At 69.2% G+C, this 13,370-nt stretch carries 13 protein-coding genes; 6 read left to right on the top strand and 7 right to left on the bottom strand.

From position 1 onward, the window contains the following. Positions 1 to 18 precede the first annotated feature (18 nt). On the top strand, positions 19 to 717 hold the full coding sequence (locus AB0I43_RS11930; protein ID WP_357431979.1) for a helix-turn-helix transcriptional regulator: 699 nt from the start codon (positions 19 to 21) through the stop codon (positions 715 to 717). Positions 718 to 780: 63 nt separating this feature from the next. On the opposite strand, the gene AB0I43_RS11925 is transcribed toward AB0I43_RS11930, so the two are convergent. The 4 genes from AB0I43_RS11925 to AB0I43_RS11910 are packed head-to-tail and all read right to left on the bottom strand — an operon-like array spanning position 781 to position 5,123. After that, entirely contained in the window at positions 781 to 2,397 is a 1,617-nt protein-coding gene (locus AB0I43_RS11925; RefSeq protein WP_357431868.1) for a ubiquinol-cytochrome c reductase cytochrome b subunit, read from the bottom strand. Continuing rightward, a complete protein-coding gene (locus AB0I43_RS11920; protein ID WP_356970505.1) occupies positions 2,394 to 3,575 on the bottom strand; it encodes a ubiquinol-cytochrome c reductase iron-sulfur subunit in 1,182 nt (393 codons plus the stop codon). Before AB0I43_RS11920 ends, AB0I43_RS11925 begins: the two co-directional genes overlap by 4 nt. 20 nt (positions 3,576 to 3,595) lie before the next feature. Then, positions 3,596 to 4,459 carry a cytochrome c gene (locus AB0I43_RS11915; protein WP_356970507.1) on the bottom strand — a complete coding sequence of 288 codons (864 nt, stop codon included), beginning with the start codon at positions 4,457 to 4,459 and terminating at the stop codon, positions 3,596 to 3,598. Between the two features lie 52 nt (positions 4,460 to 4,511). After that, positions 4,512 to 5,123 carry a heme-copper oxidase subunit III gene (locus AB0I43_RS11910; protein WP_356970509.1) on the bottom strand — a complete coding sequence of 204 codons (612 nt, stop codon included), beginning with the start codon at positions 5,121 to 5,123 and terminating at the stop codon, positions 4,512 to 4,514. A 190-nt stretch (positions 5,124 to 5,313) separates the two neighbouring features. Between AB0I43_RS11910 and AB0I43_RS11905 the strand changes: the two genes are divergently transcribed. After that, positions 5,314 to 5,739 (top strand): hypothetical protein, encoded by a 426-nt coding sequence (locus AB0I43_RS11905; protein WP_357431866.1) that lies wholly within the window; start codon positions 5,314 to 5,316, stop codon positions 5,737 to 5,739. A gap of 61 nt (positions 5,740 to 5,800) precedes the next feature. Further along, on the top strand, positions 5,801 to 6,862 hold the full coding sequence (trpD, locus tag AB0I43_RS11900; protein ID WP_357431864.1) for an anthranilate phosphoribosyltransferase: 1,062 nt from the start codon (positions 5,801 to 5,803) through the stop codon (positions 6,860 to 6,862). A 6-nt stretch (positions 6,863 to 6,868) separates the two neighbouring features. On the opposite strand, the gene AB0I43_RS11895 is transcribed toward trpD, so the two are convergent. The 3 genes from AB0I43_RS11895 to AB0I43_RS11885 form a co-directional block, all read right to left on the bottom strand. Further along, positions 6,869 to 7,387 carry a TrmH family RNA methyltransferase gene (locus tag AB0I43_RS11895; protein WP_357431862.1) on the bottom strand — a complete coding sequence of 173 codons (519 nt, stop codon included), beginning with the start codon at positions 7,385 to 7,387 and terminating at the stop codon, positions 6,869 to 6,871. A gap of 141 nt (positions 7,388 to 7,528) precedes the next feature. Further along, positions 7,529 to 7,804: an Lrp/AsnC ligand binding domain-containing protein gene (locus tag AB0I43_RS11890; RefSeq protein WP_209896999.1), complete on the bottom strand. Its 276-nt coding sequence runs from the start codon at positions 7,802 to 7,804 to the stop codon at positions 7,529 to 7,531. Between the two features lie 5 nt (positions 7,805 to 7,809). After that, positions 7,810 to 9,801: a DEDD exonuclease domain-containing protein gene (locus AB0I43_RS11885; RefSeq protein ID WP_357431977.1), complete on the bottom strand. Its 1,992-nt coding sequence runs from the start codon at positions 9,799 to 9,801 to the stop codon at positions 7,810 to 7,812. Positions 9,802 to 10,423: 622 nt separating this feature from the next. Here AB0I43_RS11885 and AB0I43_RS11880 point away from each other — a divergent pair. The 3 genes from AB0I43_RS11880 (at position 10,424) to AB0I43_RS11870 (ending at position 13,329) form a co-directional block, all read left to right on the top strand. After that, positions 10,424 to 11,002 carry a C40 family peptidase gene (locus tag AB0I43_RS11880; protein WP_357431860.1) on the top strand — a complete coding sequence of 193 codons (579 nt, stop codon included), beginning with the start codon at positions 10,424 to 10,426 and terminating at the stop codon, positions 11,000 to 11,002. Positions 11,003 to 11,230: 228 nt separating this feature from the next. Beyond that, positions 11,231 to 12,253, top strand: a complete 1,023-nt coding sequence (locus AB0I43_RS11875) for an NlpC/P60 family protein (RefSeq protein WP_357431859.1) — start codon at positions 11,231 to 11,233, stop codon at positions 12,251 to 12,253. Between the two features lie 71 nt (positions 12,254 to 12,324). After that, positions 12,325 to 13,329, top strand: coding sequence for a hypothetical protein (locus tag AB0I43_RS11870; RefSeq protein ID WP_357431856.1), 1,005 nt, complete (start codon positions 12,325 to 12,327; stop codon positions 13,327 to 13,329). Positions 13,330 to 13,370: the final 41 nt, after the last annotated feature.

The following is a 13,370-nucleotide window of genomic DNA, read 5'->3' as shown; positions in this document are numbered from 1 at the left end:
TTCCCGGCGCCGACCGCGGTGCGACACCTCGGCAATGGCTCGCACATCGCCCGGCACCGGCACACCGAGCACCAGCTCGTCTACGCGAGTTCCGGTGCGGCGGAAGTCCGTACCGACACCGGCCGCTGGATCGCGCCCCCGGACCGCGCGATCTGGATCCCGGGCGGCTACTGGCACGAGCACGAGTTCTACGGGCCCACCCGATTCCACCTGGTCGGCTTCACCGCCACCTCCGAGTGGGCCGCGCCCACCGTCCTGGCCACCACCGCGCTGGTCCGGGAACTGGTGATCGCCTGCTCGGCACAGTCCGAGCTGCCCGGCCCGGAATACGCACGCCTGCAACAGGTCTTGCTCGACCAACTGCGCCGCAGCCCACAGCTGCGACTACAGCTCCCCGCCGCCACCGACGAACGTCTCCGCCGAGCCTGTGCCCTGGTCGAACAAGACCTGACCGTCACCTGGACCCTCGCGGAACTCGGACACCGATCCGGTGCCGGCGAACGCACCCTGACCAGACTGTTCCGCACCGAACTCGGCATGACCTACCCGCGCTGGCGCACCCAGCTCCGCCTGCACCACGCCGTCCGGCTGCTCGCCGAGGGCGTGGCCGTCACGACGGTCGCCCACCGCTGCGGCTGGGCCACGCCCAGCGCGTTCATCGACGTCTACCGCGCCGCCCTCGGCCACACCCCGGGCCGCGCGCACCGGCAGCCCTGACCCGGCGAAAAACGAAGGCCCCGAGCCGTTCCCGGCTCGGGGCCTTACGTCACTACCGGCGAATCAGTGGCCGGACTTGCCTTCGAGGGCCTTCTGCTGGGCCTTCGCGAGGGCGGCGAGCTGCTTGTGCTCCTCGGCCTCCTCGGTCTCGAAGTGGGCTTCGCTCTCCTGCCACGGGTCGGGGCGGAGGAACGAACCGGTGCCGGGCTTGCCGGCCAGACCCAGCTTGTTCATCTTCTTCGGCACGTGCGCACCCTGGTACTCCAGCGGGAGCGGGTGGCCGTGATCGTCCACCGGGCCCAGCGGCTGGTGGATTTCGATGTACTCACCGTGCGGCAGGCGCTTGATCACACCGGTCTCGATGCCGTGCTCGAGCACCGCGCGGTCGCTGCGCTGCAGACCCAGGCAGAACCGGTAGGCGATGTAGTACGCCACCGGCGGCACCACCAGCAGGCCGATGCGGCCGGCCCAGGTGGTCGCGTTCAGCGAGATGTCGAACTTCAACGCCAGGATGTCGTTGACGCAGGACAGGGTCAGCACCAGGTAGAACGCGATGGCCATGGCGCCGATCGCGGTCCGCACCGGCACGTCGCGCGGACGCTGCAGCAGGTTGTGCGGCGCGTCGTCGCCGGTGAGACGCTTCTCGATCCACGGGTAGGCGATCAGCAGCGTGAACACCAGGCCCATGATCATCGCGACCCAGAACACGGCCGGAACCGTGTAGCGGCCCAGATACAGCTCCCACGGCGGCATCAGGCGCGCCATGCCGTCGGTCCACATCATGTAGAAGTCGGGCTGTGAACCGGCCGACACCTGGGATGGGTTGTACGGGCCGATGTTCCAGATCGGGTTGATCTGCAGCACGCCGCCCATGATGCCGATGACACCGAGGGTGAAGGCGAAGAACGCGCCCTGGTCCGCGGCGAACACCGGGATGATGCGCGCGCCGACCACGTTGTTCTCGGTGCGGCCCGGTCCGGGGAACTGGGTGTGCTTCTGGTACCAGACCAGCGCCACGTGCGCGGCGATCAGCGCGAGGATGATGCCGGGCAGCAGCAGCACGTGCGCGATGAACAGGCGCGGGATGATGATGGTGCCCGGGAAGTCGCCGCCGAAGATCAGCCAGTGCATCCAGGTGCCCACGATCGGGATACCCATGGTGATACCGCCGAAGGCGGCGCGCAGGCCGGTGCCCGAGAGCAGGTCGTCGGGCAGCGAGTAACCGAAGAAGCCTTCGAACATCGCCAGGATCAGCAGCAGCGAGCCGATGACCCAGTTCGCCTCACGCGGCTTGCGGAACGCGCCGGTGAAGAAGATGCGGAACAGGTGCACGATGATCGACGCCGCGAACAGCAGCGCCGCCCAGTGGTGCACCTGGCGGACGAACAGACCGCCGCGCACCTCGAAGGAGATCTCCAGCGAGGTCTCGTAGGCCCGGGACATGGTGACACCGCGCAGCGGCTGGTAGGCGCCGTTGTACACGACCTCGCTCATCGACGGATCGAAGAACAGGGTCAGGTAGACGCCCGACAGCAGCAGGATGATGAAGCAGTACAGCGCGATCTCACCGAGCAGGAACGACCAGTGCGTCGGGAAGACCTTGTTGATCGACCGCTTCGCGAACGCGGCGGCGCGATACCGCTCGTCCATCTCGTTGGCTTGGGCAGCAACAGGGCTCATGAACGACGCTCCCAGAAGGCCGGTCCGAGCGGCTCGATGAAGTCGCCGGCGGCGACCAGGTAGCCCTCGGAGTTGACGGTGATCGGCAGCTGCGGCAGCGCACGAGCGGCGGGACCGAAGACCGGCTTACCCCACTCGGTCGCCAGGAACTGCGACTGGTGGCACGGGCAGAGGATCCGGTTGGTCTGCTGCTCGAACAGCGAGGTGGGGCAGCCGAGGTGGGTGCAGATCTTCGAGTAGGCGAAGTAATCGCCGTAGTTGAAGCTCTCCTGGCCCTTGCGCTTGATCGCCTTCTCGGCGTCTTCGGTGCGCAGACGGATCAGCATGACGGAGTTGCGGATGCCGCGCAGCGACTGCAGGGTCGCGTGCTCGTCACCGCGCCACTTCTCCTTCCACGGGAACACCGTCTCCATGGAACCCGCGTCCAGATCCTCCGGGCGCACCAGGACGATGTCCTCGGGGCGGCCGGTGTCGCGGCGGATGTAGATGGTCTCGGGCTTGTTGGGGTCGTCCTGTGTCCAGCCCGACACCCACAGCGGCGACTTGTCGCCCTTGGCCCACGGGTTCTTGATCAGGCCGCCGGCGAACACCATCAGCGCGCCGACACCGAGGATGCCGACGCCGGCCCCCGCGGTGCGGGTGATCATCTTGCGGCGGGCCAGCGTGGAGGTGTCCAGCGCGTCGCCGAGCTGAGCGGCCAGGGTGCGGCGCTCGACCTCGGGCGAGGGCCCGTCGTGGCGGTCCTGGATGGACAGCTCGGCAGGGATGAACTTCTTGCGGATCAGCACGACCGCGACGCCGATGACCAGCACCGCGATACCGAAGGTAAGGCCGACCAGCGGGGTGAACAGCGAGTAGGCGGTGTGCCCCTCCTCGTTCTTGCCCTTGAACTCCCAGGGCCAGAACAGGAAGACACCGATCAAGGCGATCGCGGAGATCGCGGACACCGCGAACCAGAAGCTCACTTCGCGCTCGGCGCGCTTCTCGGCCCGGGTGCCCGGGATCGGGAAGCGCTCGCGGCGGTAGGCGACGTCGACGCCGTCGCGCATGGTGCCGAGCTTGACCAGCTCGTCCCGCGACATGGCGTCGAGCTCGGCCTCGGTGTAGTCGCGAGTCACGTCGAGCTCCGACTCTTTCGACAGCTCCACGCTGTCGTGGCCCTCATCCGGCCGACCCATCTCGTTAGGCTCCTTGTCCGTCATGATCGGGATCCGATCCACATCGCGGCACCGACGATGGCGACGATGCCGATGACCCAGGCGGCCAGGCCTTCGGTCGCGGGGCCGAAACCACCCAGGTCCCAGCCGCCGGGCGCGGCTTCCTCGTCGGCGTTGCGGACGTAGGCGACGATGTCGCGCTTCTCTTCCGGGGTCAGCTGCCGGTCGGAGAACTTAGGCATGTTCTCCGGGCCGGTCAGCATCGCGGTGTAGATCTGCTGCTCGGTGGCCTCGTTCAGCGGCGGCGCGTACTTACCGGAGGACAGCGCGCCGCCCCGGCCGGTGAAGTTGTGGCAGGACGCGCAGTTCATGCGGAACAGTTCCGAACCGCGGGCGACGTCGGGGCCGCGCAGGGACTGCTGCGCGATCTCGCCGTTGGCGTCGCGCACCACGGTCGGGCCGCCGCCGTTGGCCTGGATGTAGGCCATCAGCGCGTCGGTCTGCGCGGCGTCGAACTTGGCGGGCTTGCGCGCGGCCTGGGCCTGGTTGGCGGCCAGCGGCATACGGCCCGAGGACACCTGGAAGTACACCGCCGCGTCGCCGACGCCGATGAGGCTCGGACCGCGGTCGGTGATGCCCTGCAGGTTGGCGCCGTGGCAGGTGATGCAGGAAGTGTCGTAGAGCTGCTTGCCCTCGCGGATCAGCGCGGACTGGTCCTCGTTGGCGGTGGCGACCTGCGGCTCCGGCGTGAGGGCCGTGGCCAGGAAACCGGCTCCGACGAGACCAATCAGCAGCGCGAGTCCGCCAGCGATGCGCCGACGCAGACGCCGCTGCTTGCGGACCTTGGTGGCATTGCCGTTCCCGGGGCTGGCGGGCTCTGGCGCTGACGGGGGAGATGAACTCATCTGTGTCCCTTTGGAGTAGACGGAACCGACTTGTACGTGGCTGATGCGTCCGTTAACGGACGAAGTAGATCGTGGCGAACAGCCCGATCCAGACGATGTCGACGAAGTGCCAGTAGTACGAGACCACGATCGCGGCGGTTGCCTGCGCGGGCGTGAACTTACTGACCTTGGTGCGGATCAGCAGGAAGACGAACGCGATGAGACCGCCGATCACGTGCAGGCCGTGGAAGCCGGTGGTCATGTAGAAGACCGAACCGTAGGCGCTGCTGGAGATCGAGGTGCCTTCGTGCACCAGGTGGTAGTACTCGTAGCCCTGACCGGCCACGAAGAACGCACCCATCGCCAGGGTGATGACGTACCAGCGACGCAGTCCGAACACATCGCCGCGCTCGGCCGCGAACACGCCCATCTGACAGGTGAACGACGAGGCGACGAGCACGGCCGTGACCGGGACGGCGAGCTTGAGGTTCAGCTCGGTCGGTTCCGGCGGCCAGTTGCCATGGGCCTGAGCGCGCGCGACGAAATACATGGCGAAGAGGCCGGCAAAGAACATCAGCTCGCTGGACAGCCAGATGATGGTACCGACGCTGACCATGTTGGGCCGGTTCAGCGAATGCACACGCTGAGTAATGGCCGATCCTGGGGTGCCTACTGCGGTCGTCACGCCGGTAAGTATGACTCGTCGTAGTACGACACAAGTACCCGGGTGCGAAACTTGTCTGTCCGTGTCGGAAAACGCACGGACAGAGTGGGACTCGCATGGGCGTCGGCGTGTCCGTGTTTACGCAGGAAGCGCGGGTGTTTGCCCAGGACGACGCGCCCAGCATGACAGGCCGCGCTGAGGAAAAGCTGAGATGGAGGTCTCTGTGACAGGACTGTGGCGCAAGCTTTTCGGTCGGGCCGTCGAAGCGCCCTTGGATCCGGACCGGTCGGATCTGGTGGTGGTCGCCGCGAGTTTCGATGACGCGGAGGCGTGTTCGACAGCCCTGGCCAGGGCCGCCACGCTGCGGGCCGATCGGCCCGCAGTGTTGCGGCACCACCTGCGGATTCCGTCCGCGCAGGTCGGGCGGGTCTGCGAGATCGCGGCCCAGGAGGGGTACGCCCCGGCCGCCGGGGTGAACGGCGCCGACGGCGACCTGGAGCAGCTGATCCTGCAACGCGTGCAACTGCTCGACGCGCTGCACTGCTCGCAGGAGCGGTCCCGGATGGCCGGATTGGCCCAGCGCCACGACGGTCACGCCGACGGGTGGGACGCCCTGCAGCCGCCGCCCCAGGAATAACGGCTGGCCCGATAAGCTGCACCGCGACAGACTGGTGACACCGGTCGATAGGGAGAAGGACATGAGTGTGCGTAGTTGGCCACAGGTATTGGGGACCCTCGCCGACGGCGGCGACCTGGCCGCGGCCGACACCACCTGGGCGATGAACGAGATCATGTCCGACAACGCGACCTCGGCGCAGATCGCCGCGTTCGGCGTCGCGATGAAGATCAAGGGCCCGACCCCGGCCGAGCTCGGCGGCCTGGCCTCGGGCATGCTCGCGCACGCCCGGCTGGTGCACGTCGACGGTGACGCCGTCGACATCGTCGGCACCGGCGGCGATCGCTCCGGCTCGGTGAACATCTCCACCATGTCCTCGATCGTGGTGGCCTCCGCCGGGGTGCCCGTGGTCAAGCACGGGAACCGGGCCGCGTCCTCCAAGAGCGGCGGCGCCGACGTGCTCGAGGCGCTCGGCGTGAAGCTGAACCTGGGGCCGGACGCGGTGGCGCAGTGCGTGCGCGAGGCCGGGATCGGCTTCTGCTTCGCGCCGGTCTTCCACCCGGCGCTGCGGTTCGCGGGCGCGGCCCGTAAAGAAATAGGCATCCCGACCGTCTTCAATATCCTCGGCCCGCTCACCAATCCCGCCCAGCCGCGCGCGGGCCTGGTCGGCTGCGCCTTCGCCGACCTGATCCCGGTGGTCGCCGGCGTCTTCGCCGAGCGCGGCGGCAGCGCCCTGGTGGTGCGCGGCAACGACGGGCTCGACGAGATCACCACCTCCGACACCACCTCCGCCTGGATCGTCTCCGGCGGCCGGCTGCGGGAGACGATCATCGACCCGACCCGGCTCGGCATTCCCCGCGTCGAACTGGACGCGCTGCGCGGCGGCGACGCCGACACCAACGCCGGCATCGCCCGGGCGGTGTTCGCGGGCGAAGCCGGTCCCGTGCGCGACGCCGTCCTGGTGAACTCGGCCGCGGCGATCGTGGCCTACGACTGGTCGCGAGGCGAGGGCGATCCGGAGGCCGACGTGCACGCGGCCCTGGCCGCCGGGATCGAGCGGGCGGCCGCGGCCATCGACGCCGGTAAATCCGCCGCGCTGCTGGACAACTGGGCCAAGCTCACCAACACCCTCGGCGAGAACTGAGCCGGCTCAGACCAGGCCCGCCAGTTTGTAGAGCACCAGGGACCCGGCCACCGCCACATTGAGGCTGTGGCCGGTACCGACCATCGGGATCTCGACGGCGAGGTCCAGTCGTTCCAGCCCTTCGGGCGGGATGCCCTCGGTTTCGTGGCCCAGCACCATCACGGTGCGGCGGCGCGCCACCGGCAGGTCGGCCAGCCGGATCGACTCATCGGTCAGTTCCACGCCGACCAGCGCCGCGCCCCCGGCCTTCTGGCGGTCCAGCCACCGGCTCACGCTGCCGTCCACCCAGTGCACGCATTGGCGGTGCCGCAGCGTGTTGCCGTGCTCCAGCGCCTGCGGCACCCAGGGTTTTCGCGGCACCACCAGGCACGCGCCCACGGCGTCACAGGTGCGCAGCAAGGTACCCAGATTGGCCCCGTGCTTGGGCCACAGCGGCGCGGCCAGCAGATGATTCCAGCAACCATGCGACCGCTGCCGTCGTTGCCTGCGCAACTCCGGGCGCGTGCGGATCCGCGCGGCCGTCATCGAGCGGCGGGAATACCCTTCCCCAGGGAGAGAACACAATTCATGCGAATGATGCTTCGCGGCGCATCAGAGCCATCGACGGAGACAGAGCGTCCAGGATACCGCGCCCGCGCTGTCGACGGCTCGCCGGTCGGCGCGGCCTCACTCCCCCAGCGAGAATCCGGCTTCCACGTCGGCGCTGGAGTAGGACTTGAAAGCGATGTGGGTGGTGGTGCGCAGGACGCCGGGCACCTTGTCGATGCCCGCGGTGACGACCTCGGCGATCTTCTCGTGATCGCGTACCCGCACGATCGCGATCAGGTCGACATCGCCCGCGCAGGAGTAGACCTCGGTGACGCCCTCGGTGTCGGCGACGGCCTGGGCGGTCTCGGGGATGCGGCCGTTGTCGGCGTGGATCAGCACGATCGCGTTAATCATGCTCGTCAGCCTAGTTGGCCGAGATGCTCCGCTCCCGCGAGTTCGCTGCGCGCTGCCGCCTCCGCCTGCTCCGCCCACCCCAGCCACCGCGCCGCCCCGAACACCGGCTCCCAATACCCGGCATTACTCCGCACGATCCGCACCCCCGGCCGCGCCAGCCACCGGACCGTCAACCCGATCTCCTCCGGCGATCCCCCGAGCAGCGGCGGCCCCCCGTGCACCGGAAACCCACCCCCCAACGGCAAACCGTCAACCCACGCTGTACCAGCGTCCGTCGCGGCGCTCACCATCGCATCGGTAGGCAATGCTGACGCCGCGACAGACTCGAGCGCCTGCCCAGGCGGCGGCACGTCAGCAAGCGGCAGCGTGGCAGCAGGCGGCACCGCGTCCGCCGACGACCCCGGCGCATCTGTATCCAGCGCCGGTAGGGGCATCTGTCTCTCCGGTGGGCGGGTGAACCCCTCGGGGAGAACGGTTTCGGCGGAGGCGACGAGGCGTTCGACGACCGGCATGGGGGCGATGCCGCGACGGGCGGTGCCGGCGGCGGCGAGGCGGCCGTGGCGGACGACGGAGAATTCCCAGCCGCCCGCGCCGTCGGGGTGGGCGGCGACGAGTTCGGGGACGCGGGCGAGGGCAGCCAGGCGCTGGGTGCGGGCCAGGGCGCGCACGACGGCCACCGCGCGGTCGCGCAGGCGGGCGGCCGCCTCGAAATGTTCGTTGCGGGAATGGGTTTCGAGCTGGGCGAGGACGGCGCGCAGGACGGCGTCGGAGCGGCCGGAGAACAGATCGCGCACGGCGGTGGCGATCGGCGCGTATTCCTTTACATCCATGGGTATCTCGGAGACGCGCGCCGCGGGGCAGCCGCCGACCACCGCGGGCGGGCAGTCGTGCACACCGGCCCGCCCCAACCGGGTGGTGCAGGTGCGCAGGCCCGCCTGCTCGGCGACGGTCAACCCGATGTCGGTGGCGTCGTTGCGGGAGTTGAACGGGCCCAGCGCATCCCGCGTCGGGGTGCGCACCACGGCGAAGCGTGGGAAGGGCTCCTCCGTGAGCGTGAGCCACCAGGCTTTCTTGGGAAACTTCGAGCGCCGGTTATAAGGAGGCGCGTGCGCTACGAGCAAGCGCAATTCGCGCACCCCCGCCTCGAGCCCGTGCGCGCACTCCACGTGATCCACGCGGGTGGCCAGCGCGACCATCTCCTTCATCCGCCCGCGCGTCTCCGAACCGGTGAAGTAATTACGCACGCGGCGGCGCAGATTCACCGCCGTCCCGATATAGAGGACCTCCTCCCCCGGCCCCCGGAACAGATACACGCCCGGCACGGCGGGCAGATCCGAGGCGAGCACCCGCTTGGCCCGCTGCCCCGCCCCGACCCCGGGCAGATAGTCGAACAGTTCGGTGAGACTGTGCACGCCTTGGTTGCCCACCCGGCCGATGAGCGCGTGCAGCACGTCGACGGTGGCGCGGGCGTCGTCGAGCGCGCGGTGCGTCGGCGTGGTGCCGGCCCCGAGCACCTGCGCGAGCATCCCCAGCCGGACCGAGGGCGCCTCGTCCCGGGTGAGCACCCGCCGCGCCAGCTTCACCGTGCACAGCACCGGCGGATTCGGCCAGGCGGTATCGCAGCGCAGGGCGGCGGCTTTCAGGAACGCGGTGTCGAAGCGCGCGTTGTGCGCGACCAGGACCGCGCCCCTGGCGAATTCGAGAAACCCCGGCAGCACCTGCTCGATCCGCGGTGCGTCGTAGACCATCGCGTGCGTGATCCCGGTGATGTGCACGACCTGCGGCGGGATCTCCCGGCCCGGGTTGACCAGCGTGGCGAACTCACCGAGCACTTCTCCGCCGCGCACCTTGACCGCGCCGATCTCGGTGATCGCGTCACCATCGGGGCTGGTCCCGGTGGTTTCCAAGTCCACGATGACGAAAGTCGTGTCGTAGAGCGGGGTATCGAGTTCGTCGAAGGCGAGCTGCTGCGCGCGCGGATCGGGCACGGCGTGCAGCGTAGAGGCAGCCACCGACAACCTCGCCGAAGCCGGGAAAGCCCAGGACGGTTGGTCGCGGGCAGCGCGAAAGGCACGGGGAAAGAGGTGAATTCCGCGCGAGCTTTTCGTTTCGATGCCCCCGGTTTGATCTAGTTAACCAAAATGTGATGCACGTCACATACGACAGTGGTCTAAATAAACGACCCGGGCGTGTCGGACTTTACCGGAGCTGAATCACGGCGTGTCGCCATGGTTTTGGTCAAACGTCCGATCAAGCCGTTCGCCGGTGACCTTTGTGGCAGCGACGACCTGCATGGATAGGCCATGTCGAGTACCTATCGTTGCAGCTACAACCTTCGCGACGCGCCAACGATCCGCCTGAGAAACCCCTGATGAGTTCTCCTGTTTATTGTTTCGTGATCGCTGTGAGATATCTCGCACGAAACCTACCTAGAAATTGCGACACACCTCCGAAGCCGACCGGTCCGGCTTTACAAATGCCCGTGATGTGTTCGTAACCTTTTCGAGACCTCACGGAGTCCGCCGCGTCGAGTTCCTCCCGGAACCGGTGCGAACGGCACGCAGTCCGCCGCACCAGACCGGGTGCAGCGTCGTGGGGCAGATTGGAAGAAACCGCATCATGGCGAACACCACCGTCAAGCGAGGGGCGCGGCGTGCCGTTGCCGCCGGAGCCGTCGGCGCTGCCACCATCGGCGCGATCCTCCTGCCCGCGGCCCCCGCGTCGGCACAGCCGGTGACCATCCCCGGAGTGGGCACCTTCGAGGTTCCCAACGAGATCCCGATCCCGGCGGGGATCCCCGGCATCGAGGTGCCGAACCCGGCGCCGGCGCCGTTCACCCCGCCCGCCCCGGTCAAGTCCGCGGGCGAAATCGCCCTCGAGGCAGCCGAATCCAAGATCGGCTCCCCGTACGTCTACGGCGCCGCCGGCCCGAACGCCTTCGACTGCTCGGGCCTGGTCCAGTGGGCCTACCGCCAGGCCGGCATGGAACTGCCGCGCACCAGCGGCGCGCAGCTCTCGGCGGGCACCCCGGTCGCCTACGACGACCTACAGCCCGGCGACGTGGTCTCCTTCTACGGCGGCGGCCACTCCGGCCTGTACGCCGGCGGTGGCAATGTCGTGCACGCCTCGACCTCCGGCGTCCCGGTGAAGGTCGCCTCCATGTCGGAGATGCCGTTCGCGGGCGCCCGCCGCTACTGAGTCCCGCACCCCGGCCGGGTGGCACATACCCGGCCGGGGTGTGACCAGTTCGTTCCCTACTGGACACGGACATACGCCGTTCCGTAACCTAATCGAGACCTTCCCGGGCAGCGTCGCCGTAAACCTTCGGCGGCACCGACCGGAACAACTGCAACGCATCGCTCAGTGAGAGAGAACGGGGCAAGGCAGGCCGTGGCCGCACACAGAACACATCGCACCAATCGTGTTGTGGGAGGGGTACTCACGGCGGGCGTCCTGACCATCACGGTCGCCCTCGGCCCCGCCGTCGCCGATCCGGTGGCGATGCCCTCCTCCGCGAGTGAAGCGGTGCAACGGCTGGTCGAGTTGTCCCGGCAGTCCGAGCAACTCAACGAGCAGGCCCTGAACGCCGAGGCCGATCTCGACGCCAAGCTCGCCGTGCAGCGCGACGCCGACACCGTGCTCGCCGCGAAGCGCAACGTGCTCGACACCGCCCGCGACGAGGTCCGCAAGTTCCAGCCGGTCATCGACCGCACGGCCATCGCCACTTATCAGGGCGCGAAGACCAACCGCATGTTCGCGGTGCTCACCAGCAATTCCCCGCAGCAGCTGCTCGATCAGATGTCCGTGCTGGATGTGATGACCACCCAGACCACCGATCAGCTCAAGCAATTCAAGAAGGCCACCGACGCCGCCTCGGCCGCCGAGACCGCCGCCCGCGCCGCCTCCGACGCCGCGCACGACGCCGCCGCCAAGTCCGAGCGCATGCGCAGCGACCTGCTGGACAAGCAGCGCGAACTCGGCACGGCGACGACCCAGGTCATCGAGGCCTGGTCCGGCCTGTCCGCCAAAGACAAGGCGGCCTGGGCGGGTTCACCGTTCCCCGCCGGGTTCGACCGCGATTCCCTGCTGAAGGATCTCGTTCCCGGCAGCGGCACCAGCGCGCTCGCCGCCGCCATGACCCGCATCGGCGACCCGTACGTCTGGGGCGCCACCGGCCCGAATCAGTTCGACTGCTCGGGCCTGGTGCAGTGGGCCTTCAAACAGGTCGGCAAGAGCGTGCCGCGCACGAGTTCTCAGCAGGCCAACTTCGGCACGCCCGTGCCCAAGGACGAATTGCTGCCCGGCGACATCGTGTTCTTCTACCCCGAGATCTCCCACGTGGGCATCTACGCGGGCAACGGACTCATGGTGCACGCCTCCACCTTCGGCGTCCCGGTCGCCGTCGCGCCGATCTCGACCACGCCCTACCACTCCGCTCGGCGATACTGAGGCACCAGACAGGGCCGCGGGCGTGACGACCGGCGGCCGCGGGCGGTAACCGAGCGACCATGGAGGGCGTAGTGAGCACCGCCGATCAGGCACTGCGGCGGGCCCGGCGCTGGTGCGGGGCGCGCCGGCGCGGTCAGTTCGCGCTCACCGTCGGCCTGGTGACGCTGCTGACCGGCGCCTGCGGCGCGCTGCTGCTCGCCCCGAACTGGGCGCTGCCGACCATCCGCGCCGATCAGCCGAGTTCGCCGCAGCGCCAGGCGAACAGCGATCCGCGCCTGCAGGCGGTGCGCGGCCTGATGGAGCCGTTCGGCCCGATCACCGCCGTCCGGGCGGCCGTCGGCGACGGACCGGACGCCCTGGTCGTCGGGCACGCCGCCCAGCGCGCCGAGCTGGCAGTGCTGGCCGCGGAACTCGGCCCGGCCACCGCCTCGATCAGCGAACTGTGGGGCACGCAGTGGGCGCGCTCGGGCCTGGTGGTCGTCGCCTCGAATCCGTCCGAGTTCGCCGCGCTGCTGCGTTCGCCCGGCCTGGTGCCCGGCGAGGTCGCCGCCGCCGCGGTCGCCGACCCGTTCGCCGCGGGCACCCAGCCCACCGGGCAGCGCGTGGTTTTCGGCCCCGACGCCGGCCGCCGCCTCTCCCCCGACGGGCTGCGCACGATCCTGCGCCACGAGCTCACCCATGTCGCGACCCGCGCCGCCACCGTCGACGGCGCACCGCAGTGGCTGCTGGAGGGGTTCGCCGAATACGCCGCGCACCGCGGCGCGCGGCACCGCTTCGCCGAGATCGCGCCGACGCTGAGCGCCCGCCTGCGCGCGGGCGCGAGTCCCGCCGAACTGCCCGCCGACCCGGCCTTCACCGGTCCCGACGCCGCGGCGGTCTACGAACAGGCCTGGTCGGTCTGCGCTTTCGTCGCCGAGACCTACGGCGAGCCGCGCCTGGTCCAGCTCTACCGCGCCTTGGCCGCGGGCAAGCAGACGCCGGACACCGAGGACGACATCCTGCGCACGGTGCTCGGAGCCGGGCGGACCGAGTTCACCGCCGCCTGGCGGGCCTGGCTCGGCGCCGAATCCGCCTAGGAGCAGGTCCCGACGACGGGTTTTCCGCGCTGTCGATCGGA

The organism is Nocardia sp. NPDC050435, assembly GCF_040655395.1.
GTDB lineage: Bacteria > Actinomycetota > Actinomycetes > Mycobacteriales > Mycobacteriaceae > Nocardia.
This window is presented reverse-complemented; position numbering and strand designations above follow the sequence as displayed.

Bases quoted from the DNA above. Each gene is read 5' to 3' on its own strand.
- AB0I43_RS11925 (WP_357431868.1), bottom strand. From the start codon at position 2,397: ATGAGCCCTGTTGCTGCCCAAGCCAACGAGATGGACGAGCGGTATCGC.
- AB0I43_RS11915 (WP_356970507.1), bottom strand. From the start codon at position 4,459: ATGAGTTCATCTCCCCCGTCAGCGCCAGAGCCCGCCAGCCCCGGGAAC.
- AB0I43_RS11905 (WP_357431866.1), top strand. From the start codon at position 5,314: ATGGAGGTCTCTGTGACAGGACTGTGGCGCAAGCTTTTCGGTCGGGCC.
- AB0I43_RS11920 (WP_356970505.1), bottom strand. From the start codon at position 3,575: ATGGGTCGGCCGGATGAGGGCCACGACAGCGTGGAGCTGTCGAAAGAG.
- AB0I43_RS11880 (WP_357431860.1), top strand. From the start codon at position 10,424: ATGGCGAACACCACCGTCAAGCGAGGGGCGCGGCGTGCCGTTGCCGCC.
- AB0I43_RS11890 (WP_209896999.1), bottom strand. From the start codon at position 7,804: ATGATTAACGCGATCGTGCTGATCCACGCCGACAACGGCCGCATCCCC.
- trpD (WP_357431864.1), top strand. From the start codon at position 5,801: ATGAGTGTGCGTAGTTGGCCACAGGTATTGGGGACCCTCGCCGACGGC.
- AB0I43_RS11895 (WP_357431862.1), bottom strand. From the start codon at position 7,387: ATGACGGCCGCGCGGATCCGCACGCGCCCGGAGTTGCGCAGGCAACGA.